The sequence below is a fragment of the Serratia silvae genome, assembly GCF_023282985.1.
In the GTDB taxonomy this organism is placed as follows: domain Bacteria; phylum Pseudomonadota; class Gammaproteobacteria; order Enterobacterales; family Enterobacteriaceae; genus Chania; species Chania silvae.
In genome coordinates this window covers 1-23,040 of the sequence record NZ_JAGQDC010000017.1, presented here as the reverse complement: position 1 = coordinate 23,040, position 23,040 = coordinate 1, and the positions used below count along the sequence as shown (strand labels likewise).

General features: G+C 52.0%; 22 protein-coding genes, 1 tRNA gene and 3 pseudogenes. 18 read left to right on the top strand and 8 right to left on the bottom strand.

Going from position 1 to position 23,040, the window contains the following annotated elements; genetic code table 11:
• The first annotated feature begins 58 nt into the window (after positions 1-58).
• From KAJ71_RS18340 to KAJ71_RS18330, 3 genes are read left to right on the top strand one after another with little or no spacing between them, the layout of a single operon-like run.
• A complete protein-coding gene (locus KAJ71_RS18340) occupies positions 59-1,204 on the top strand; it encodes a transglutaminase-like domain-containing protein (protein ID WP_248947012.1) in 1,146 nt (381 codons plus the stop codon).
• The gene (locus KAJ71_RS18335) at positions 1,176-1,538 is read left to right on the top strand and encodes a mercuric transporter MerT family protein (RefSeq protein ID WP_248947011.1); all 363 of its coding nucleotides are present in this window, start codon (positions 1,176-1,178) and stop codon (positions 1,536-1,538) included. The genes KAJ71_RS18340 and KAJ71_RS18335 overlap by 29 nt, the downstream gene beginning before the upstream one ends.
• On the top strand, positions 1,535-1,825 hold the full coding sequence (locus tag KAJ71_RS18330; protein ID WP_248947010.1) for a heavy-metal-associated domain-containing protein: 291 nt from the start codon (positions 1,535-1,537) through the stop codon (positions 1,823-1,825). Before KAJ71_RS18335 ends, KAJ71_RS18330 begins: the two co-directional genes overlap by 4 nt.
• 148 nt (positions 1,826-1,973) lie before the next feature.
• Here the strand turns inward: KAJ71_RS18330 and ychF are convergent, their stop codons facing one another.
• Positions 1,974-3,065: a redox-regulated ATPase YchF gene (ychF, locus tag KAJ71_RS18325; RefSeq protein ID WP_248947009.1), complete on the bottom strand. Its 1,092-nt coding sequence runs from the start codon at positions 3,063-3,065 to the stop codon at positions 1,974-1,976.
• 906 nt (positions 3,066-3,971) lie between these two features.
• Here ychF and KAJ71_RS18320 point away from each other — a divergent pair.
• Positions 3,972-4,226: a hypothetical protein gene (locus KAJ71_RS18320; protein WP_248947008.1), complete on the top strand. Its 255-nt coding sequence runs from the start codon at positions 3,972-3,974 to the stop codon at positions 4,224-4,226.
• Positions 4,227-4,253: 27 nt separating this feature from the next.
• On the opposite strand, the gene pth is transcribed toward KAJ71_RS18320, so the two are convergent.
• Positions 4,254-4,844, bottom strand: a complete 591-nt coding sequence (gene pth, locus KAJ71_RS18315) for an aminoacyl-tRNA hydrolase (protein ID WP_248947007.1) — start codon at positions 4,842-4,844, stop codon at positions 4,254-4,256.
• Between the two features lie 365 nt (positions 4,845-5,209).
• Between pth and ychH the strand changes: the two genes are divergently transcribed.
• Complete coding sequence (gene ychH, locus KAJ71_RS18310; protein WP_196062298.1) at positions 5,210-5,488, top strand: stress-induced protein YchH; 279 nt, start codon at positions 5,210-5,212, stop codon at positions 5,486-5,488.
• A gap of 182 nt (positions 5,489-5,670) precedes the next feature.
• On the opposite strand, the gene prs is transcribed toward ychH, so the two are convergent.
• From prs to lolB, 3 genes are all read right to left on the bottom strand, one after another.
• Positions 5,671-6,618 carry a ribose-phosphate diphosphokinase gene (gene prs, locus KAJ71_RS18305; protein ID WP_002211240.1) on the bottom strand — a complete coding sequence of 316 codons (948 nt, stop codon included), beginning with the start codon at positions 6,616-6,618 and terminating at the stop codon, positions 5,671-5,673.
• 171 nt (positions 6,619-6,789) lie between these two features.
• Positions 6,790-7,656, bottom strand: a complete 867-nt coding sequence (gene ispE, locus KAJ71_RS18300) for a 4-(cytidine 5'-diphospho)-2-C-methyl-D-erythritol kinase (RefSeq protein ID WP_248947006.1) — start codon at positions 7,654-7,656, stop codon at positions 6,790-6,792.
• Positions 7,656-8,276: a lipoprotein insertase outer membrane protein LolB gene (lolB, locus tag KAJ71_RS18295; protein ID WP_248947005.1), complete on the bottom strand. Its 621-nt coding sequence runs from the start codon at positions 8,274-8,276 to the stop codon at positions 7,656-7,658. Before lolB ends, ispE begins: the two co-directional genes overlap by 1 nt.
• A gap of 420 nt (positions 8,277-8,696) precedes the next feature.
• Between lolB and hemA the strand changes: the two genes are divergently transcribed.
• The 6 genes from hemA to kdsA are packed head-to-tail and all read left to right on the top strand — an operon-like array spanning position 8,697 to position 14,026.
• Complete coding sequence (gene hemA / locus KAJ71_RS18290; protein WP_248947004.1) at positions 8,697-9,959, top strand: glutamyl-tRNA reductase; 1,263 nt, start codon at positions 8,697-8,699, stop codon at positions 9,957-9,959.
• A gap of 32 nt (positions 9,960-9,991) precedes the next feature.
• Positions 9,992-11,077 (top strand): peptide chain release factor 1, encoded by a 1,086-nt coding sequence (gene prfA, locus KAJ71_RS18285; RefSeq protein WP_248947003.1) that lies wholly within the window; start codon positions 9,992-9,994, stop codon positions 11,075-11,077.
• Positions 11,077-11,910, top strand: a complete 834-nt coding sequence (gene prmC, locus KAJ71_RS18280; protein ID WP_248947002.1) for a peptide chain release factor N(5)-glutamine methyltransferase — start codon at positions 11,077-11,079, stop codon at positions 11,908-11,910. Before prfA ends, prmC begins: the two co-directional genes overlap by 1 nt.
• An 18-nt stretch (positions 11,911-11,928) precedes the next feature.
• On the top strand, positions 11,929-12,327 hold the full coding sequence (locus tag KAJ71_RS18275; protein WP_024485432.1) for a SirB2 family protein: 399 nt from the start codon (positions 11,929-11,931) through the stop codon (positions 12,325-12,327).
• Positions 12,324-13,133 (top strand): invasion regulator SirB1, encoded by an 810-nt coding sequence (gene sirB1 / locus KAJ71_RS18270; protein WP_248947001.1) that lies wholly within the window; start codon positions 12,324-12,326, stop codon positions 13,131-13,133. The genes KAJ71_RS18275 and sirB1 overlap by 4 nt, the downstream gene beginning before the upstream one ends.
• A 38-nt stretch (positions 13,134-13,171) precedes the next feature.
• Entirely contained in the window at positions 13,172-14,026 is an 855-nt protein-coding gene (gene kdsA, locus KAJ71_RS18265) for a 3-deoxy-8-phosphooctulonate synthase (RefSeq protein WP_021181107.1), read from the top strand.
• An 84-nt stretch (positions 14,027-14,110) separates the two neighbouring features.
• Here kdsA and dauA read toward each other — a convergent pair whose 3' ends face one another.
• The 3 genes and pseudogenes from dauA to KAJ71_RS18250 form a co-directional block, all read right to left on the bottom strand.
• Positions 14,111-15,802 (bottom strand): C4-dicarboxylic acid transporter DauA, encoded by a 1,692-nt coding sequence (gene dauA / locus KAJ71_RS18260; RefSeq protein ID WP_248947000.1) that lies wholly within the window; start codon positions 15,800-15,802, stop codon positions 14,111-14,113.
• 228 nt (positions 15,803-16,030) lie between these two features.
• Positions 16,031-16,288: pseudogene (locus tag KAJ71_RS18255) on the bottom strand (heme-binding protein); the annotation flags it as partial.
• Between the two features lie 301 nt (positions 16,289-16,589).
• Positions 16,590-16,679 (bottom strand) — tRNA-Ser (locus KAJ71_RS18250).
• Between the two features lie 452 nt (positions 16,680-17,131).
• On the opposite strand from KAJ71_RS18250, the gene KAJ71_RS18245 reads away from it, so the two are divergent.
• The 7 genes and pseudogenes from KAJ71_RS18245 (at position 17,132) to KAJ71_RS18215 (ending at position 22,873) form a co-directional block, all read left to right on the top strand.
• On the top strand, positions 17,132-18,715 hold the full coding sequence (locus KAJ71_RS18245; RefSeq protein WP_511268710.1) for an MFS transporter: 1,584 nt from the start codon (positions 17,132-17,134) through the stop codon (positions 18,713-18,715).
• 25 nt (positions 18,716-18,740) lie between these two features.
• Positions 18,741-19,880, top strand: coding sequence for a beta-galactosidase BglB (gene bglB, locus KAJ71_RS18240; RefSeq protein WP_248946998.1), 1,140 nt, complete (start codon positions 18,741-18,743; stop codon positions 19,878-19,880).
• A gap of 122 nt (positions 19,881-20,002) precedes the next feature.
• Positions 20,003-20,686 (top strand): oligogalacturonate-specific porin KdgM family protein, encoded by a 684-nt coding sequence (locus tag KAJ71_RS18235; protein WP_248946997.1) that lies wholly within the window; start codon positions 20,003-20,005, stop codon positions 20,684-20,686.
• 23 nt (positions 20,687-20,709) lie between these two features.
• Entirely contained in the window at positions 20,710-21,273 is a 564-nt protein-coding gene (locus KAJ71_RS18230; RefSeq protein WP_248946996.1) for a DJ-1/PfpI family protein, read from the top strand.
• A gap of 64 nt (positions 21,274-21,337) precedes the next feature.
• Positions 21,338-21,424, top strand: a pseudogene (locus tag KAJ71_RS18225) (hypothetical protein); the annotation flags it as partial.
• 11 nt (positions 21,425-21,435) lie between these two features.
• A pseudogene (locus KAJ71_RS18220) lies at positions 21,436-21,738 on the top strand (FGGY family carbohydrate kinase); the annotation flags it as partial.
• A 124-nt stretch (positions 21,739-21,862) separates the two neighbouring features.
• Positions 21,863-22,873 carry an AI-2E family transporter gene (locus KAJ71_RS18215; protein ID WP_121607055.1) on the top strand — a complete coding sequence of 337 codons (1,011 nt, stop codon included), beginning with the start codon at positions 21,863-21,865 and terminating at the stop codon, positions 22,871-22,873.
• Positions 22,874-23,040: the final 167 nt, after the last annotated feature.

Genomic DNA, 23,040 nt, shown 5'->3' with positions numbered 1-23,040 from the left:
CCTCCCAAAGGCGGTGGGCAAGGCTTTGGCGTTATCTGATAATAAAAAAGGAACGGTGATGGAAAGGCGTAAATTTCTCAAGGGTGCTGCTGCGTTATCTTCTTTTGGGCTGATAAGCCCGGTCTGGTCTGAGTCGCGTAAAACAGACATCCCGGCGTCAACCTGCGTGGACAACAGAAGACGTTTTGTGATGACACAAACTTACCAACTGAAAGCGCCAGCAGGCTCAGAAGGTAAGGCTAATCTGTGGATCCCGGTCCCCGTGGACACCGCCTTCCAGCAGTTGAAACAGATATCTTTTTCTGGCAACTATCAGCAGGCCTACCTCACGGCGAATAATACCTACGCAGCTAAAACGTTGTTTGCTTCCTGGCCGGATTCCAAAGGCCCGATGGAACTGAAGGTGGAAATGCTGATTGAAACCTTGGACTGGGAACCGCTGAAGAGCAACCAACTGGCCGAATGGCACCTCCCGCAAACCGATCTGGTGTTCCCCGCCGAAGTACAGCCCTATCTTAAAGCGACCCAGCATATCTCGGTAGACGGTGTGGTGAAAGAAACGGCGTTGAAGATCGTCGGCGATGAGAAATCTCCTTTGCAGCAGGCGCGGCTCATTCATGAATGGGTAAGAACCCATATGCATCGAGACGATTCGGTGATTGGCTGCGGTACCGGTGATGTGGGGGAAATCCTTAAAGCCGGTAAGTTGGGTGGGAAATGTACCGATATCAACTCCGTGTTCGTCGCGTTGTGCCGTGCCAGCGGGATCCCCGCGCGTGAGATGTTTGGTATTCGCCTGGGTGCATCGCGCAAGTTGGGGAACTATTCGAAGAAAGCATTTGGCAGTGCTGATGAGCAAGGCGTAGCAAAAGTCAGTGGGGGGCAGCACTGCCGGGCGATGTTCTGGCTGGCAGGTTTCGGTTGGCTACCAGCCGATCCGGCCGACGTCACTAAAATGCGTCTGGCAGAGAAAAAAGAAAACGGAGATGCCGCAGTGGAGGCCGTCAATGATTACCTGTTCGGCAACTGGGAAATGAACTGGGTTGGTTTTAACTACGCCCGTGATTTCGCGCTTTCGCCAGAGGCAGAGCAGGGCGACCTCAATAACTTTGGTTACCCCTATGCTGAAGTGGATGGCGACCCGTTAAACTTCTACGATCCGGCCGAATTTAACTATGACTATGTCTCTGTCGAACAGCGTTAAGGGCAGCGTGGTGACGTTGCTGGCGGCACTGCTTGCCGCCGCAGCATCGACACTTTGCTGCCTCGGGCCGTTGTTGTATCTGGTGTTTGGTATCTCTGCCGCCGGGCTCACGGGGATCCCGGCGCTATCCTGGCTACAGTGGCCAATGATTATTGTGGCTATCGGATTGATGCTGCGAGGATTTTGGCGGCTTTATCTGTCGTCACGTCCGGTCTGCGTGAATGTCGTCAGCCGTCGGGTACTCATTTGGCTTTACTGGCTGTCAGTACCTTTACTATTGGCGTTGATGACCTACCCCTACGTATTACCTTGGATTTGGGAAATGATGGAATGAAAAAGCGCATTTTTCTGCTGCTGGCTCTGGTGTTGATTGCGCCGCGGCTATGGGCGCAGAACCAGAAAGTCACTATTGATATCAAAGCCATGACCTGCTCACTGTGCGTCATCTCCATCAATAAAGCGTTGCGCTCTACTGATGGGGTGATTAAGGCTAAAGCATCCCTGAAAACGCACCAGGCGGAGGTGATTGTGCCCGAGGGTTTTGATAATCAGGTGTTGTTAACGGCAATTTCCCGTACCGGGTATACCGGCGAAATCCAGGGTGTGGTACCAGCTCCATAGTTCACTCTGTGCTGACTTTTGTACTGTGTTGTTGCGGGGAAACTTGAGGCGCCAAGAAATAAAAAAATCCACGCGGTTGCGTGGATTTTAAGTGTCAACCGGGCCTCATTAGCTGTTCAGATACCTGCCGTGAAGCCCAAGAAACCATTTAGACGTTAAACAAGAAGTTCATCACATCGCCATCTTTAACGACGTAGTCTTTCCCTTCAGAACGCATCTTGCCGGCTTCTTTGGCACCTTGCTCACCTTTATAGGTGATAAAGTCCTCAAAGGCGATGGTCTGTGCCCGGATAAAGCCTTTTTCAAAGTCGGTGTGAATTTTACCGGCTGCTTGCGGTGCAGTAGCTCCAACCGGGATCGTCCAGGCGCGCACTTCCTTCACGCCTGCGGTGAAGTAGGTTTGCAGATTGAGCAATTCGTAACCAGCGCGGATCACACGGTTCAGACCGGGTTCTTCCAGACCCAGTTCGGCCATAAATTCAGCGCGGTCTTCATCTTCCAGTTCTGCAATGTCGGACTCAACAGCGGCGCAAACCGCAACGACCACGGAACCTTCTTCGGCAGCAATCTTGCGCACGACGTCCAGATACGGGTTGTTTTCAAAACCGTCTTCGTTGACGTTGGCGATATACATGGTCGGCTTCAGGGTCAGGAAGCTCAGGTAGCGGATCGCGGCTTTATCTTCAGCAGATAGATCCAACGCACGCAGCATGCCAGCGTTTTCCAACTGTGGCAGGCATTTTTCCAGTGCGGCCAATTCGGCTTTTGCGTCTTTATCGCCGCCTTTGGCTTTCTTCTGCACACGGTGAATGGCGCGTTCGCAGGTATCAAGGTCGGACAATGCCAACTCGGTGTTGATCACTTCGATATCGTCTGCCGGATCCACTTTGTTATTCACGTGAATGATGTTGTCGTTCTCAAAGCAACGTACCACGTGGCCGATGGCTTCGGTTTCACGGATGTTGGTCAGGAACTGGTTACCCAGGCCTTCACCTTTGGAAGCACCTTTTACCAAGCCTGCGATATCAACGAATTCCATGGTGGTGGGTAGAATGCGCTGTGGTTTGACGATCTCGGCCAACCGATCCAGACGTGCATCGGGCATCGGTACCACGCCGGTATTGGGTTCAATGGTGCAGAACGGGAAGTTGGCCGCTTCAATACCTGCTTTGGTCAACGCATTGAACAGGGTGGATTTGCCAACGTTAGGCAGACCGACGATACCGCATTTGAATCCCATGTTTATATCACCTTAAATATCTTAACTATCAACAGGTTAACATTATCCTGCTGCATAAATGACGAAATTATCCCGCCATTATACACGTAATGGGCAGTTATCTCGATCTGCCCGTTGTTGGCGGTACCACCCGAGGCGCAAGGGGGGCTCAAATCAACGCCAGTAGATGTGTGTTCAGCAGGCAAGGTGCGGATCCACGCTGGGATGTTTGAAGATAGGAAATAGAACATTAAGGTCGGGGGGGGGGATTCCGGTTGTTTTTGGTAAGATATTTAGTGCTAAAAAAGGCGACTAAATATTTCATTTAAAATGCATGTTTATTTATTAAAGGCACCCTGTGCCTAGGGTTATTCCCAAGTTTCTCTTTTATCATCCAATGAAAAAATGTGGCAACATATCATAATAAAAGCTGGCGGATTACGGTGGATAAAGAGTGACAGAGCATTAAGTTGCAATACGTTGCTTATCTTATAGTGGACTATCTATGTAGGCTAGTAAAATCCATTAATTTCAAACTAACCATTGCATTCGGCGTGATCATTATTTAATCATCACTACGTTTTTCAATCAGTAATTTTTAATGGAAAATAATTCTATCTCATTGTTTTTGTTTGTTTTTATTGTTTTTTGATATTATTCTTTTTATTTAACTGAAACGGTTAATACATTTAATATATGTTTGTGATTACTTATAGGTATTAAGATTTCGTCACTCCATTTCAAGGAAATATCCTATTGTATGAATGGGATTTTTCTGTTGTTTTATAAGTAACATCCTAATTATATTGGGGTGGATTTGGGAGGGTAACGATAAATTTATCTGGAAGTATTGTTGAGCGTATTTTTTTAAGATAATATCTACGTATTATTCGCTGTACTATTTTGATTCAAGGAGGAATCTATCTCATGAATGGGATTGATGTGCTTTCTGCACCGGTTTTATTATTACTGTCAGTTATTTCTTTTATTATTCATTTCCGTAACGGGCGTAGGAAGAGCCTGATTGAACGACCTTTTTTACCTGGAAGTGCGGATTTGAAAAAGAAAACTACGCCGGATGTGGTTGATGTTGCTATGCAAAGTAATGTGCAGAGCGAGCAGCCATGCTGTACTCGTAAACTGTGCCGCTACTGCCCGATAAGTAGCAGGCCAAGCAAGTGACACACTCACATCACTTGGCCTGACTGCTTAGCCAGTCGCTTTAAACGCATGCAAACGATTCATGGCTTTAGTTATGCCTTCCTTCAGCAAGATCTCTGTGCAACGTAGCGACTCATCGACAGCATCATCAATCAGCGCTTGCTCTGATGCCGGCGGCTTACCCAGCACAAAGCCTACCACCTTGTTTTTATCACCAGGGTGGCCGATGCCAATTCGTAAGCGATAAAAGTTCGGGTTATTGCCCAACTTGCTCTGGATATCCTTAAGGCCATTATGGCCACCGTTGCTACCGCCTAATTTGAGTTTCGCCACCCCTGGTGGCAGATCCAACTCGTCGTGTGCCACCAGTATTTCTTCTGGCAGAATGCGATAGAAGGTGGCTAAGGCGCCAACGGCTTTACCGCTCAGGTTCATAAAAGTGGTGGGTACCAGCAATCGCACGTCGTTACCGGCCAAATTCAGGCGTGCGGTGTAACCGAAGAACTTACTCTCTTCCTTCAATGGCTGGTTGTGGCGTTGCGCCAGTAGGTCAACATACCATGCGCCGGCATTGTGCCGTGTCTGGGCATACTCTGCGCCCGGGTTGGCCAGGCCAACAATCAGTTTGATACTGCTCACAAGAGATTCACTATGCTAGAAAAATGGAAAGGGCGTGCCCGATGCCTTCCAGGTTGCGATCACCTAAGGTTTCACAGCGGCACAGCTCGAAATTTATAGGCCGTTAGTGTACCTGCCTGCGCGAAGAATGACAAAAATCTGGCGCATCGTCCGCTAATCGATGAAAAGTGAATAATACATTAGTAAAATAATTCAGTTATCTCGCTAACTTTTAACATAAAGTAAAGAATTGTCAGCCTTTTGTTGCCATTTGTGATCACTCACGCAATACCCCTTCTGAAATAACGTCTATACTTAACTAATCAAAGTGGGATAACGAGTTAGGGGTTTCCCTCTATTGGCACATGGCACTATGGAGGTGGCATATGAAACGTAAAAGCGCTGAGGTTATTGGCAACGTTTTAATGGGAATGGGTATGGTGGTCATGGTTGGCGGGGTGGGATACTCCATCCTGGCTGAAGTATCACAGTTCAATTTGCCGCAGTTCTTTGCCCACGGTGCCATCATGAGTATCTTTATCGGCGCCTTGTTGTGGCTGGCCGGTGCGCGTATCGGTGGGCGCGAACGGGTTGCAGATCGTTACTGGTGGGTAAAACACTTTGATAAACGCTGCCAAAACAACCCGCGTCGTCCGTCGCATTGATTAACCACGGCCAAGGATCTGGTGAACAAAGGCAAAGGAGCCTGATCTATAAGGTTTGAGGATTATGTCCCACATCCCGTAAAAAACCCGTTGTTGCTTGCGCTTCAACGGGTTTTTCGTTTTCTGAGATGTTCACCCGAACAATTTGGCGCAGTGGAGGGTAAACCGCGCCAGAGAAGGGATTAATGTTCGAACATCGCGGAAATTGACTCTTCATTGCTGATACGGCGGATAGCTTCAGCCAACATACCGGACAAGGTAAGAGTACGAACGTTTTTCAATGCCTTGATTTCTGCTGACAGCGGAATAGTGTCACAGACGATCACTTCATCAATTACCGAGTTCCTGATGTTATCAACGGCGTTACCGGAGAAGATCGGGTGCGTGGCGTAGGCAAATACGCGCTTGGCACCGCGTTCTTTCAACGCTTCGGCTGCTTTACACAAGGTACCACCGGTATCGATCATATCATCGACCAGCACGCAGTCACGGCCTGCCACGTCACCGATAATATGCATCACCTGAGAAACGTTTGCGCGTGGACGGCGTTTATCAATGATGGCCATGTCGGTATCGTTAAGCAGTTTAGCGATCGCACGGGCGCGCACGACACCACCGATATCTGGTGAAACCACGATCGGGTTTTCCAGGTTCTGCTGCAACATGTCTTCCAGCAGGATCGGGCTACCGAACACGTTATCTACCGGGACATCGAAGAAGCCTTGGATCTGCTCGGCATGCAGATCGACTGTCAATACGCGGTCAACCCCTACGCTGGAGAGGAAGTCGGCAACAACTTTGGCAGTGATTGGTACACGCGCAGAACGCACGCGGCGATCCTGGCGAGCATAACCGAAGTAAGGAATTACAGCAGTAATACGACCTGCGGAGGCGCGACGCAGGGCATCAACCATAACAACCAGTTCCATCAGGTTGTCGTTGGTGGGTGCACAGGTGGACTGGATGATGAAAATATCACCGCCGCGTACATTTTCGTTGATTTGCACGCTCACTTCGCCGTCGCTAAAACGACCTACAGCGGCGTCACCAAGGCTGGTGTACAAACGGTTGGCAATACGTTGTGCTAGTTCCGGGGTGGCGTTACCAGCAAAAAGCTTCATATCAGGCACGAGAAGAACCTCAGCATGCGTCCAGAGAAGATATTGTCATACGGTGTTCGCCAAGGGGCAGTTGGCGACGCCGACGCAATATACATACGGGTGTGTAAAACTAACTTGAACTGCAGAGCAGCGCAGAGAGGACAGGGCCAGGTGGACGACCCTGTGCAACGACACGTTGAGCTACGGCTCAATCTGCCCGGAACGGATGCGATGTAGTGGTGAGATGTTAACGCCACGCGCTACAAATCCACGCAACCAGGCCGGGGCTTGATTTAACACCTGAAGAGCGGCGGGCTCGGAGTCGAATTCTGCAAACACACAAGCACCTGTGCCAGTCAGGCGTGACGGCGCGTATTGTAACAGCCATGAAAGAAGCTGTTCAACCTCGCGAAAACGTTTTCTTGCGATCGGTTCGCAATCATTTGCGTAAGGTGCCTGTAATAGGGCGTTCAGCGGGCGAACCGGGGTGTCTCTTTTTAATTCGGCATCGGCAAAAATCACCGGTGTGGGGATGCTGACACCGGGATGTGCGACCAAATACCACTTTTCTGCCGGATTTGCTGGCTGCAGCTGCTCACCAATCCCTTCGGCAAATGCCGCATGGCCACGAACAAATACCGGAACATCGGCACCGAGGGTTAGCCCCATATCTGCCAACTGGTCGTCGCTCAGACCACATTGCCAAAGTTCATTCAGTGCGACCAGCACTGTCGCCGCGTTGGAAGAGCCGCCGCCAAGGCCCCCCCCCATCGGTAAGCGCTTGTCGATACTGATGTTTGCCCCACGGGGAAGGGGGGCAATGGCGTGGGCCGTGCAATGTTGCTGTAACAGACGAGCGGCCCGGACAATCAAGTTCTGCTCGTCTGGCACCCCTTCTACAGGCGTTAGCAGCTGGATTTGGTCATCCTGGCGGGGAACGATGGTCAGCGTATCGCCGTAATCCAGGAACTGGAACAGCGTTTGCAACTGATGGTAGCCGTCTGCACGACGGCCGGTGATATAGAGAAACAGGTTCAGCTTTGCCGGGGAGGGCCATTGGTGGGTCATCACTTGAGCGTCCAGTTATCCATTTTCAGCTTGATACGTTGATCGCCCTGTTGCAGTTCAAGGCGGCTCGGTAACGGGATTTTGAGATCGGTATTATAGTCCTGGTAGGTGACAACCCAGGTCAGATCGCCCTGTTTGTAGGTCAGCTTGTTCAGGCGGTACTGGGCGTCGAGGCTGAAATCGGTAGCTTGCCCTGGCAGGCCAAGCATCCACTGGCGCAGGTTATCCAATGGGATCTGCATGCCGGTCAGCTTGCGGATCATCTCTTCCGGGTTGTCGCTGACATAGCGTTTGCCCTGGTTATCCGTCAGCTGCACCACGCTTTTTTGCACGTTCAGCTCCAGCTCGGTGCTGCCAAGCGGGTTGGTCAGCAGCAGGCGGTAGCGGTCGGGCGTGTATTGTTGCCAGAAGAAGCGGGCGTAGACTTTTTTCTGATCGGTCAGATAAGCAAAAGCGCCCCGGGTCTGATACTGCTCAAGCTGTTGCACCGCTTGCTCATGAGCGAGCCACTGCGGAGACGTCGGGCTGGTGGCCGGGCCAGGCTTGGTGAGAGTACAGGCCGTCAGCACCAGGCTGGCTAATGGGATCAGGCGAAGCAAACTAACTTTGCGGATAGGCATAACGTTTTGTTGTCCTTTTGTCCTTGCGGGGCAGTGCTGTTTAGCATTTCTGCCACCACGCTAACGGGCGAGTGGCGTAACGTCAATAATACAATGGCGCAAAAGCCTTGCAGCAAGGGTGGCGTCTGGTGTGTGGAAGATTGTAAACGATGGTGAGGGTTTTTGGGGGGGAAATCTGTGGGCGCAGTATGTTGCATCCCTACAGAGCGAGTTTTTCGTCTATTCAGCAGCCGCTTGAGCGTTTTTCCTCTTCGGTTTCTGATGGGTTTGAAACATACCGAGTTTTGTCCTGCTGATTGATTTGTCCCGGCAATACCAGCGATTGGCCGGAAGATGCGGTTGTCACTTTAATTGATGTCGCGCATCAAGTAGAATGCCGGTCAACGAGAACCCGTACCAAGAGAAGTATTACTCGAAGCAATGACCCTTCTGGCGTTAGGTATTAATCACAAAACCGCTCCGGTTTCTCTGCGAGAACGAGTGACCTTCTCCCCAGAGTCGATCGACAAGGCGCTGAATAGCTTGCTGCAACAGCCATTGGTGCAGGGCGGCGTTGTGCTGTCTACCTGTAACCGTACTGAGCTGTATCTCAGCGTGGAGCAGCAGGATCATCTGCATGAACAACTGGTAGCCTGGTTATGTGATTATCACCATCTGCGTGCGGAAGACGTGCGCAAGAGCCTGTATTGGCACCACGGCGACGAAGCCGTCAGCCACTTGATGCGCGTTGCCAGCGGGCTAGACTCTTTGGTACTGGGTGAACCCCAGATCCTCGGCCAGGTAAAGAAAGCCTTTGCCGAATCCCAGCGTGGCCAGTCGCTTTCCGGTGAGCTGGAGCGGCTGTTCCAGAAATCCTTCTCCGTTGCCAAGCGTGTACGCACTGAAACCGAAATCGGTGCCAGCGCGGTATCCGTTGCCTTCGCCGCCTGTGCGCTGGCGCGTCAAATATTCGAATCCCTTGCCGAACTGAATGTGCTGTTGGTCGGTGCCGGGGAAACGATCGAGCTGGTTGCCCGCCATCTGCGTGAGCATAAAGTGCAGCATATGATCATCGCTAACCGCACCCGTGAACGCGCTCAAGTATTGGCGCAAGAGGTGGGGGCAGAGGTGATCTCATTGCCGGAGATTGACGCACGCCTGGCAGATGCCGATATCATTATCAGTTCTACCGCCAGCCCGTTGCCCATCATTGGTAAGGGAATGGTCGAGCGGGCACTGAAGGCGCGCCGCAATCAGCCCATGTTGCTGGTGGATATTGCCGTTCCGCGCGATATCGAGCCGGAAGTAGGCAAATTGGCGAACGCCTATCTCTACACCGTGGACGACTTGCAGGCCATTATTCAGAGCAATATGGCGCAACGGCAGGCGGCGGCCGTACAGGCCGAGACCATAGTGCAGCAGGAAAGTAGCAATTTCATGGCCTGGCTGCGCTCACAGGGCGCAACAGATACCATCAGAGACTACCGTTCGCAGGCCGATCAGATCCGGGCGGAAATGGAGTCGAAAGCGCTAGCCGCGATTGCTCAAGGCGCTAACGTGGAGCAGGTGATCCATGAACTGGCCCACAGATTAACCAATCGTCTTATTCATGCCCCTACCAAATCCCTCCAGCAGGCCGCCGGCGACGGCGATATGGAGCGGTTGCACATTTTACGCGACAGCCTCGGGCTGGATCAGCATTAGTTCTCTTTTATTAACAGGGTTTAAAACCACGCATGAAGCCTTCTATTGTTGCCAAACTGGAAGCGTTACAAGAGCGCCATGAAGAAGTTCAGGCGTTGCTCGGCGATGCCGGTGTTATTGCCGATCAGGATCGGTTCCGTGGCCTGTCGCGCGAATATGCGCAGTTGACCGATGTCAGCCGTTGTTTTCTGGAGTGGCGTCAGGTGCAGGATGACCTCGCCACGGCAGAAATGATGCTGGACGATCCGGAAATGCGTGAAATGGCGCAGGAAGAGCTGAAACAGGCTAGAGCGGCGACGGAAGAGCTGGAACAGCAGCTGCAGGTGTTGCTGCTGCCGAAGGATCCGGACGATGAGCGCGACTGCTTCCTGGAAGTGCGCGCCGGAACCGGTGGCGACGAAGCGGCCATTTTTGCTGGCGATCTGTTCCGTATGTACAGCCGTTACGCTGAAACTCGCCGCTGGCGGGTTGAGATCATGAGCGAAAACGTGGGTGAACACGGCGGCTATAAAGAGGTGATTGCCAAAGTGTCTGGCGACGGTGTTTACGGTCAGCTGAAATTTGAATCTGGCGGTCACCGCGTTCAGCGCGTGCCGGAAACCGAATCCCAGGGCCGTATTCATACCTCTGCCTGCACGGTGGCGGTGATGCCAGCGGTACCAGAGGCGGAATTGCCAGAAATCAACGCGGGCGATCTGAAAATCGATACCTTCCGTTCCTCCGGGGCCGGTGGTCAGCACGTTAACACCACCGATTCTGCGATCCGTATTACCCACTTGCCGACCGGTATTGTGGTTGAATGCCAGGACGAACGTTCACAGCACAAGAACAAAGCCAAAGCGATGTCGGTGCTTGGGGCACGTATCCGCGCGGCAGAGATGGCGAAACGCCAGTTGGCAGAGGCATCTACCCGCCGCAACTTGCTGGGCACCGGCGATCGTTCCGATCGTAACCGCACCTATAACTTCCCGCAGGGGCGCGTGACCGACCACCGCATCAACCTGACGCTGTACCGCCTGGATGAGGTGATGGAAGGCAAGCTGGATATGCTAATCCAGCCAATCGTGCAGGAATACCAGGCCGATCAGTTGGCCGCACTCTCTGCCGAGCCTGAGTAATGGATTATCAAACCTGGCTGAAAACCGCGACCTTACGCCTGACGCACAGTGACAGCGCCAAACGTGATGCGGAGATCCTGTTGGGTTTCGTGACCGGTCGGGCCAGAACCTATTTGTTGGCATTTGGTGAGACTCTGCTGTCGGCGGAGCAGGTTGAGCAGTTAACGGTGCTGCTGGCTCGCCGTGAGCGCGGGGAGCCGGTAGCGTATCTAGTTGGTGAACGTGAGTTCTGGTCGCTCCCGCTGTCGGTTTCGCCCGCTACGCTGATCCCGCGCCCAGATACCGAATGTTTGGTGGAATTGGCCCTTGAGCGTCTGCCCGCTGCGCCGTGTGCCATTCTGGATCTTGGCACCGGCACCGGCGCGATTGCCTTGGCGTTAGCCAGCGAACGGCCAGACTGCGAGCTTACCGGCATAGACCTGCAGCCCGAAGCCGTGGCATTGGCGCAGCATAATGCGCAAAAACTGGCGATTAACAATGCGCGTTTTTTGCAAGGGGACTGGTTTACGCCGGTGGCCGGGCAAAAGTTTGCGCTGATCGCCAGTAATCCTCCCTATATTGATGAAGCCGATCCTCACCTTGGGCAGGGCGATATCCGCTTTGAACCCGGCAGTGCGTTGGTGGCCGCCGAACAGGGTCTGGCCGATCTGGCGGCGATCGTGCAGCAGGCCGCAGATTATTTAGAGCCAGAGGGGTGGTTGTTGCTTGAGCACGGTTGGCAACAGGGTGAAAATGTACGTACCCTGTTAAATGCTGAGGGATTTATCGCGGTGGCAACGCATCGCGACTATGGCGGCAACGATCGCGTGACTCTGGGCCAAAAACCACTATAAAAAACCAAGGAAACCATTATGGCCGCTTACATGGCGCTAAAACATCTGCATTTATTAACGGTAGCCATCAGCATTACGTTGTTTGTTCTGCGTTTCTTCTGGAAGTGGCGTGCATCGCCGATGATCAACAAGCGCTGGGTAAAGATCACGCCGCATATTAATGATACGGTGCTGTTTGCCACCGGTATTGCTCTGGTGGTGATGTTCAAGCTTTATCCACTGCTTGGCATGGACTCGTGGCTGACCGAGAAGTTGTTTGGCGTTATTATCTATATCCTGTTGGGCTATGTCGCATTGGGCAAGAAGACGCAAAGCTGGAATATCCGCACCTTGGCATTCGTTCTGGCACTGGGCTGTCTGTATCTGATCGTTAAACTTGCCACGACAAAAATACCGTTCTTGATGGGATACCTATGAGTAGCATTGCCGATTTCGAATTTAACGCTTCCTCACTGAGTGAGGGGGTGATCCTGGTGTCAAAGGTCATCCGGCGGGATTTCCCGGTGGCGGAAGTTGAGCGCAAGTTACAGCAGTTGACTGAGGAAGCGCGCGCGATCATCCCGGAGGATCTCAACCAGGATCAGCAACTGGAAGCGCTCATCGAACTGTTCTTTAAAACCTGGGGATTTGGCGGTGCCAGCGGTGTTTATCGGCTCTCTGACGCCATCTGGCTGGATAGGGTTTTGGAAGCGCGCCAGGGAACGCCAGTCTCTCTGGGAACCATTTTCCTGCATATTGCCCATCAGTTGGATCTGCCGCTGATGCCGGTAATTTTCCCCACTCAGCTGATCATGCGTGCCGATTGGCTGGATGAGGAGATGTGGCTGGTCAATCCGCTGAACGGGGAAACGCTTAACGAACATCAGTTGCAGGTTTGGCTCAAGGGCAATCTGGGTCTGGGTGCTGAACTGGAAGATGAAGATTTGGACGAATCGGAAAATATTCTGGTGGTGCGTAAGATGCTTGATACGCTGAAAGCCGCGCTGATGGAAGAAAAACAGATGGAAATTGCGTTGCGGGCCAGCGAGGCGGTGCTGAGCTTTGACCCGGACGATCCTTACGAGATCCGCGACCGTGGCTTGATTTATGCTCAGTTGGAGTGCAACCATATCGCTATTTCCGATCTCAACTATTTTGTCGAGCAGTGCCCTGAAGACCCGGTGAGTGAAGTGATAAAAATTCAAATCCACTCCATCGAGCTTAAGCAGGTCACGCTGCATTAATTAACTGATTCCGATTTATTAATCAATAAGGTGCAAGCATGGAACAGAAAGTAGTCAGCATTGGCGACATCAAGGTAGCGAACGATCTGCCGTTTGTACTGTTCGGCGGTATGAACGTACTGGAATCACGCGATTTGGCGATGCGTATCTGCGAACACTACGTCACCGTGACGCAAAAACTGGGCATCCCTTATGTTTTCAAGGCCTCTTTTGATAAAGCCAACCGTTCATCTATCCATTCTTACCGTGGCCCAGGTCTGGAAGAAGGGATGAAGATCTTCCAGGAAATCAAAAGCACCTTCGGCGTGAAAATAATCACCGATGTGCATGAAGCCGCACAGGCGCAGCCAGTTTCCGAAGTGGTTGATGTGATCCAGCTGCCAGCCTTCCTGGCACGCCAGACCGACCTGGTTGAAGCCATGGCGAAAACCGGCGCAGTGATCAACGTCAAGAAACCGCAGTTCGTCAGCCCTGGCCAGATGGGCAATATTGTCGATAAATTCAAAGAGGGTGGTAACGATCAGGTCATCCTGTGCGATCGCGGCAGCAACTTTGGTTATGACAACCTGGTGGTCGACATGCTGGGTATCAACGTGATGAAAAATGTGACCGGTGGCCACCCGGTGATCTTCGACGTGACCCACGCTCTGCAAACCCGCGATCCGTTTGGTGCTGCTTCTGGTGGCCGCCGTGCGCAGGTTGCCGAACTCGCTCGTGCCGGTATGGCGGTAGGTTTGGCTGGCCTGTTTATCGAGGCTCACCCAGATCCAAGCAATGCCAAATGCGATGGCCCTTCGGCATTGCCGCTGGATAAGCTGGAACCGTTCCTGGTACAGATGAAAGCCATTGACGATCTGGTGAAAAGCTTCGCTGAGCTGGATACCAGCAACTAACAGCGGACACATCGCTTTGTAGGAGCGCTGCATGCTGCTCCGGCCAATCTGAAGGCCCGATATTAACTTGTCGGGCCTTTTGCTTTATTGGGCGTTCAGCGCCGTTAACGCTTCTGGCAGTGTGGGGTAGAAATGCAGCTTACCCTCGATGGGCTTCATGCGCGCACGAGCCAGGGTTTTTAGCGGCTGGAACGGAATATCGGTGATCACCAGCTGTTTTTCGGCGGGCAGGGTATCGATATAGCGTTGCAACGCGTTGAGCCCCCCGGCATCCAGCACCGGCACCGCATCCCATTGCAGTACGATGGTGTGGTAGTTTGCACCGCGTACCAGCAGGTCGTTGAACACGCGTTCGGCAGCGGCGAAGAACAGAGGCCCGTTGACGCGCAGCACCAGACGGCCATCCTCGGCGCTCAACTCGCTCAGGCGGGTCATCCGCGCGATACGGCGCATAAACAGCAGTGAGGCCAGCACGATGCCGACGGTAATGGCAATCACCATATCAAACAGCACCGTCAGCGACATACACAGCAGCATCACCAAAATGTCGTCTTTCGGCGCCCGGCGCAGCAGATAAAGTACTTTATGAGCTTCACTCATGTTCCAGGCTACCAACAGCAACAGCGAGGCCATCGCCGCCAGTGGTAAGTAGGACAACCATGGAGCCAGCACCAGCAAGGCCAGCAGCACCATTAACGAGTGGATGATTGCCGAGATTGGAGAGGTTGCTCCTGCGCGTACGTTAGCTGCCGAGCGGGCAATGGCGGCGGTCGCGGTGATGCCACCAAAGAACGGGGCGATGATGTTACCTGCGCCCTGGCCAATCAGTTCGGCGTTGGAGTGGTGCTTTTTGCCCGTCATGCCGTCCAGCACCACCGCGCATAGCAGCGATTCGATTGCCCCAAGCATCGCCATGGAAAATGCTGCCGGTAATAGGGCGGAAAGCAGCTGCCAGCTCAGTTCCGTCGGTTTACCATCGCCGGCTGGCAGGTGCCAAGGCAACAGCCACTGCGGCAGGATTGGTGGGATACCTTGACCCTGGCTGCCGTCGGCCAATTCGAAACTGAAACGTGATCCAATAGTCGCAACCTGATGATCGAACTGCGCCAGGAGCGCCATCACTGCGGTGCCAGCCAACAAGGCGGGCAGGTGGCCGGGAATACGCAGCCCCAGCTTCGGCCACAGCAGCAGGACCACCAGGGTGACCGCGCCAATCAGCGTATCGCCATAGTCCAGAGTGGGTAAAGCATGCAACAGTGCATTGACCTTGCCGATGTAATTTTCTGGCACTTCCGCTAACCGTAAGCCAAAGAAATCCTTCACCTGCATGGTGGCTATGGTGATGGCGATCCCGGAAGTAAACCCAAGCGTGACCGAAAGTGGAATGTATTCGATCAGGCGGCCTAGCCGTGCTAACCCCATAATCAGCAGGAACACGCCGGACAGCATGGTGGCAATCAATAGGCCTGAGAGCCCGAATTGCTGTGAAACGGGGAACAGGATCACCACAAACGCTGCGGTGGGGCCGGAAACGCTGTAGCGCGAACCGCCGCTGACGGCAATCACGATGCCAGCAATGGCGGCGGTATACAGCCCATATTGCGGGGGAACGCCGCTGGCAATGGCCAGTGCCATCGCCAGAGGAATGGCAATGATGCCGACGGTGACCCCGGCGATGGCATCTTTCAGCAGACGTTGAAGTGAATAGGGTTCACGCCAGCAGGCTTCTATCAGTGCGCTAAAAGGGCGAATACCATTGATTTCATGCGTTTTCATCTAAGTTGCAAACCAAGTCTATAAAAGAGAACGGAATGGCGGGCCATGGAGGTCCGTCTCGGAATAGCTGGTAGATACCATACCCCTTTCTGTGCGCCGATATCTAGATTTGCATCAAGGCATCAGGATTATGATTAATTTATATTTGTTCAGTGGATTATTTTCGCCAAGCGCCTGCCTGAGCAGATCTTCCGCTACGGATTGGGGGAAAAGCTCGGCTTTTATCGCTTAGTGTACTGCGGGCAAGGGTAAGCCGAGAAAATGAGCAAGAGTGCTGACCAGCAGATGATGATCTTCGAGCTGTGGGGAGCCAGAAAGAGAGATGGAACCGACGCAGCCTACATTGAGCAGGTTGATGGGGAATACGCCGCCATGAGCGGCATAGTCGCGCACGCTGAGGTCATATCTCTCCTCCAATGTGACTTGCCGCTGTTGCAGGCGTAAACCCACGGCGTACGAGCTTTTATGGAAATGGCTGACCACGTTTATATTCATCAGATTTTCCCCGTGGTGTGATGGATAACAGACTATCCTGAACTGAAGATAGGACATAGATTGCCTGGCAATAACATATACCCGTCTGACCATTATCATTTTGAGTATCGTAGGGGCGCTGCACAAATGCTGCGCCCGTCTGGATAATAAGTAGTCTTAACTGACAGCCAATAGCTCAGTTTTTCTTGTAATATGGCGGAGAGAGAGGGCTTGATTCGCAAGCTCACCCCAGTCTGTATGGGATATATGCAAAAAAAAAGTCTGAACGTTAGTTCAGACTTTTCTTAAAATATGGCGGTGAGAGAGGGGTTCGAACCCTCGATACACTTTCGCGTATACACACTTTCCAGGCGTGCTCCTTCAGCCACTCAGACACCTCACCGTACGTTGCGCGTTACTCGGTGCAACGGGGCGCTACTATAGGGAGAGTCGGCTAACCGGTCAAGAATATTTTTACGGATTTAGCTCAGGTGGTTAAGCCGTGGTCGCTTTACCGAAAATCAAGGCCGGAAAACCGGTTTTACTAGCCCATCACCATCGGCATCCACACCAATCCGGCAACAATTAAAAGCCTCAGCATTTTCAGTGGCCCGATTGCTGCAAGCTCACATGCGCTATCGGCCTGCAAGATAAAAAGGGAACGATGTTATATTAAAAATAAAACATTGTTTTAAAAAATAGAGATTGATCGACTCATTCTTCTTTTGTTTGCCATAGACTCGCCATCACTGGCAAAAACACAAAGGTTTTCCCATAGCCATAACCGTATGTTACGAAAATTCCCTGCATATCGCCGGGAAGATAACACGTGATGTGGCTACGGAGATGGCAACAATGAAGACACGTAAAATCGGTCTGTTTAACTATCTTGCTTACGGCTCCGGGGATTTTCTCGGCGCGGGAACCACGGCACTCACCGCCGCCTGGTTACTCTATTTTTATACAACGTTCTGCGGGCTTAGCCCGATTGAAGCCACCTTTATCTTTGCGATGGCAAGGGTACTGGATGCAGTTGTCAGCCCATTAATGGGCTATCTGACCGACAATTTTGGTTCCACCTGGCTGGGCAAACGCTTTGGCCGCCGCAAGTTCTTTATCTTGCTCGGTATTCCATTGGTCTTTAGCTACAGCCTGATGTGGGTTGGCCATATGGACTATTGGTACTATTTGCTGACCTATCTGTTCTTTGACGTGGTCTACACCATGATCCTGGTACCGTATGAAACGCTGGTGCCGGAGATGACAGATGATTTCAAACAAAAAACCAAGTTCTCTGGTGCCCGCATTGGGCTAGCGCAGCTGTCTGCCATTCTGGCGGCATTCCTGCCAGGCATTCTGCTCAGCTACCTGGGTAAAGACAGTGCCGTTTCATTCTTCTATTCCAGCCTGGTGTTCTCGGTCATCTGTGCTTGTGTATTGACGCTGGTCTATTTCTTCACCTGGGAGCGTCCAGCAGAACAGAAATCTGCTGCCGCATTGGAAGCTGAAAAACAAAAACTCACGCTGTTCCAGAGCTTGAAGCGCCTGAACGTCGAGCTGTCCTCCACGCTGCGCATCCGCATTTTCCGCCAGCATTTGGGGATGTATCTCGGGGGTTATATCGCCCAGGACGTCTTCAATGCGGTGTTTACCTATTACGTGGTGTTTGTACTGATGCAGAGTGCCGCCACGGCCTCCAACCTGATGGGCACCATGGCCATCATGCAATTTGTCGCGGTGATCGCCATGATCCCGCTGTGTATTCGCTTCGGGCCAGCCCCCTCCTACCGTATGGTGGTCGTGCTGTTCGGTATGGGGGCTATCTCCTACGCCGTACTGTATTACGCCAACCTCAGTGACGTTTTTTCATTGTTGCTGCTGGTTTCCGCTCTCGCCGGTTTGGGCCGGGGTGGTATTAACTACGTGCCATGGAATATCTACACCTATATTGCCGATGTGGACGAAGTGATCACCGGGCAACGTCGTGAAGGCATCTTTGCCGGCATCATGACTTTGACCCGTAAGGCCTCTCAGGCCGGTGCGGTGATGCTGGTTGGCGTCATTCTGCAACTGTCAGGCTTTGTTTCAGGCCAAAATCATCAATTACCCGAAGTGAGTCACGCCATTCTGATGATCCTGAGCGTCGGTACTTTGGTCGTGCTGGCTATCGGCTTCACCGTCTCACTGCGCTTCAAACTCAACTTGACCACACACGGTGTTCTGCGCCAGGAAACAGAGAGGATGCGCATCGCGGGCCGAGTGGTGCCGGAGAACATCACGCCAGAAGCGCGCGCTACCGTCGAAATGCTTGCCGGTATGCCTTATGAATCACTGTGGGGTAACAACAATATCGGCTACCTCAACCGCAAAAAACCTGCTGCTCCGCCGTTGCCCAAGGCCACTCAAGGCCAGAAAGCGGCAGGCAGCGTGACACCTTGATCTAAAGGCATAAAAGGACATCACTATGTTGGTATATCCCGTAAAACACAGCCCGTTACTGCGTCAACCGGAACGCTTTATCAGCCGCCAGGAACTGCAGCAGTTGATTGATAGCCTGGTGGAAAACCTGGTCAACATCACCGATGAAACCGGTGAATTCCTGCTGCGCCTTGACGATGGCCGGGTCATCGACACCAAAGGTTGGGCCGGCTGGGAATGGACGCACGGCATCGGCCTGTACGGCATCAATCAGTATTATCGCCAGACCGGTGACACCAAGATGTGCGCTATCGTTGACGACTGGTTCATCGCGCGCTTTGCCGAAGGCACGCCAACCAAGAATGTGAATACCGCCTGTCCGTTTCTCACCCTGGCCTACCGCTATGAGGAAACCGGCGATACACGCTGGCTACCGTATCTGGAGCGTTGGGCGGAATGGTTGATGCATGAAATGCCACGCACCGAGCGTGGTGGTATGCAGCACGTCACGCTGGCGGAAGAGAACCATCAGCAACTGTGGGACGATACCCTGATGATGAGCGTGTTGCCGCTGGCCAAAATTGGCAAGTTGCTAAACCGCCCGCAGTATGTGGAAGAGGCCAAATATCAGTTTCTGGTCCACATCCAGCACCTGATGGAGCGCGAAAGCGGTCTGTGGTTCCACGGCTGGACCTTCGACGGTAAGCACAACTTTGCCAAAGCCCGCTGGGCGCGCGGTAACAGTTGGCTGACTATCGTGATCCCGGAATTCCTCGAACTGTTGGATCTGCCGGAATACGATGCTACCCGCCGTTTTCTGGTGCTGGTATTGGAATGCCAGGTGGCGGCACTGGCAGCGTGCCAGCACAAAAGTGGCCTGTGGCATACGCTGCTGGATGATCCTGATTCTTATCTGGAGTCATCCGCAACCGCCGGTTTCGCGTTCGGGATCCTGAAGTCGGTGCGCAAACGCTATATCGACGGCAAGTATCTGCAGATCGCCGAAAAAGCGCTGCAAGGAGTGGTGAAACAAATCAACACCGATGGCGAACTGATGCAGGTCTCGTTCGGTACCGCGATGGGCAAAAACCTGGACTACTATCGCCAGGTCCCGCTGACTTCGATGCCTTATGGGCAGGCGATGGCCATTCTGTGCCTGGTCGAGTACCTGAACGTTTACTTGTAACAGGAACGGGCTGCTGCCGCGGCCCGTAAGAGATACATATTCTGATCTGCGAATGAGCGTTACCGCATTAAAGTATTTTAAAAAACATCAGTTAAAATAAAGCGAATCATAAGGGAATTATTATGAAAGGAAATCTTTTATTATTACTCACCTCGTTATCATTATTAACACCGCTAACAACGCATGCGGTGTATGTAGATGTGCGCCATGAGTATCTTGATGACAGTAAGGCCAACTACGATCGCGCCTATATTTCCCATCGTTTTGGCAACGGCTTTGGTTTTGCTATTGAGGCCATATCAAAATCGGGAGGGAGTGATGCCAATAAGGCTTTTCATGATATGGAAGCCCAAGGGAATGAGTATACGGCCAGTTATCAATTCAATACCGGACCCTTCGCGATTCAACCCGGATTGGTACTTGAAACGGGTAATGGGTACTCGGTATACAAGCCTTACTTACGAACGACCTATACGATCAATGACGCATGGTGGGTTGCCGGGCGTTATCGTTTTGAATACATACGTCGATCATCCGATAGTCGTGAAGATGACACGATTAATCGATTGGATGCCTGGGTTGGGCACAAGATCAATAATTTTGAGTTCGTCATCGAAGGGATTTATAAAGTTGCCGACAAGTATAATCTGTATAATAACAGCAAGAGCAACTATGAATATAACTTTCGAACGGCTTATAATATTGATGCCTGGACACCCTTCGTAGAAGTAGGAAATGTATCAGTCAAAAGCGACAGCAATGAAAGACAAACCCGATTCCGTGTCGGATTGGGATATACCTTCTAATCCAGTTTCAAAGGGAAATAACAATGAAAAAAGTTGCGGTTTTACTGGCCCCTGGATTTGAGGAAGGGGAGGCTATTGTTATTATCGATATTCTGTACCGATTGAAGATCAAGGTAGAAACACTTTCCTGCACCTCAAGCAAAGAGGTCGTGAGCTACCATAAAATACCCGTGGTGGCAGACAGTACGCTCAAAGAGGCTTTCGACACCGATTATGATGCCGTCGTATTGCCAGGCGGGCCAGAAGGCAGCGTGTTTCTTGCCAACAGCCAGGACGTGGTGTGTTTTGTCAGCCGCCATGACCAGGCGGGTAAATTAATCTGCCCAATTTGCTCCGCTGCTGCCCGGGTATTGGGGGGAAATGGCCTGCTCCAAGGACGCCGTTACGTGTGCTCTGGCGATTTATGGCAAAACGTCAGCGATGGGGTTTATGTTGGCCAAAATGTGGTGGAAGACGGCAATTTGATCAGTGGTAAAGGGTTTGGTGTAGTCTTTGATTTTGCTTTTACCTTGGCCGCCCGTTTGCGGGGTGACAGTGCTTGCGTAAATGAACATGCTGAGCACATTTACTATTCGTGGCAGGAATAGGGGGAGTGGCTGGATCGTGGTAGCTAGATGGCTTGCCCCACCGGTAAGGTGGGGCAAGTCTTCAGGGCATCAGTCTGGGATCATTCGGGGGCAGATTAACTCTCGCTTTGAAGGTTGCCTACAATATGAAGATGCACTGAAAAAGCACTTCGTTGGTCACCGATCAGCGACTGGCTGGCTTATATGCTCAGCGGTGAACTTGCGGTCGATCCGTCAAATGCCGGGACCACCGGTTTGGTTGATCTGGTCACACGAGACTGGAGAAAAAGCCTGTTGGAAATGGCGGGCCTGCGTTCTGACATTCTTTCGCCGGTAAAAGAAACGGGAACGCCGTTAGGGGGCGGTGATGTTCAACTGGGATGCGTGGGTCTTGGCATCGTCAGACCGGCGCAAACCGCCGTGTTGGGCGGAACGTTCTGGCAGCAGGTGATGAACCTTCCTGCGCCGGTTACCGATCCCAATATGGTATTGCAACCATTTTTGAAGTTAGGTGATTTTAGGTTGTCGTGTTCTGGTTGGCATGATAAATAAAACCTAATACTAAATGGGTGATTAAAAATTCTCTCCTCTCAGGGACAAGCGAGTAACAATGCAGATAATGAATGTAAAACAGGCCAGGATAATCAGTTTCATCTTTGTGATGGGGGGGATCCTGCTACTGTTGCCGTTGCATCTTCTTACCTGCTTTATGGCTGGTTTTCTGGTTTACGAGATCGTGAATATTCTTACGCCACATTTTCAGAAGGTGATCGGCGGCCATCGGGCCAGATGGCTGGTTGTGGCGGTGATCAGTACTTTGGTGGTCGGCCTGTTGATCACCATTGTGGGGAGTATCGTCGGCTATCTGATGCAGGATATGAAGAATATCTCTGCCATTAACACCCGTATTGCGTTCATCCTGCAGGATGTCCAGCAAGAGGTGGCAAAATACATGCCGGGCTACCTGCCGTTGAGTGTAGAAGAACTGAAGAACGAGATCCTGAGCCGGATGCAACAGCACATAGCGCTGCTGCAGACGATGGGTAAGAGCGTACTGCATGGCCTGGTGACCATGCTGATCGGGATGGTGCTCGGTGCCATAGTCTCACTGTATAACATTGATAGCAGCGAGGATCGGCCATTACTGAAAAGTGAGTTGATGAAAAGGATTTCGCTGCTATCGCAGGCGTTCCGCAATATTGTGTTTGCGCAGGTAAAAATATCGGCAATCAATACCTTCTTCTCGGCTATCTTTATCCTTGGTGTGCTACCGCTGTGTGGGATCCATATCCCGTTGGCGAAAACGCTGGTGGTGTTTACCTTTATCTTTGGCCTGCTGCCGGTGATCGGCAATCTGATCTCCAATACCATTGTTTTCATCTCTGGCCTGTCGGTTTCACTCGGAGTGGCACTGATTGCGCTGCTCTACCTGATCGTGATCCACAAGTTTGAGTATTTCCTCAATGCCCGTATTGTCGGTACTAAAATCAGGGCTAACTCTTGGGAGATCTTGCTGGCAATGTTGGTCTTTGAGGCGGCATTCGGCCTGGCTGGCGTGGTTGCCGCTCCTATTTATTACGCCTATCTGAAAAGTGAGCTCAGGGAAGCTAAGCTGATTTGAGGGGGGGGTATTTTGCGAACCCTGTCGAGGATTCTCACCCCCTCTCTGTGTGGGATATAGTGACTAGTCCTGGTATAGGTTGACACTTTGTTGCCTGTAAAACGCCTGATGCACCGCATCGGGCGTTTTGTATTTTAGCGCCTGGTGAGGCCGCTCTCTGTTGTAAA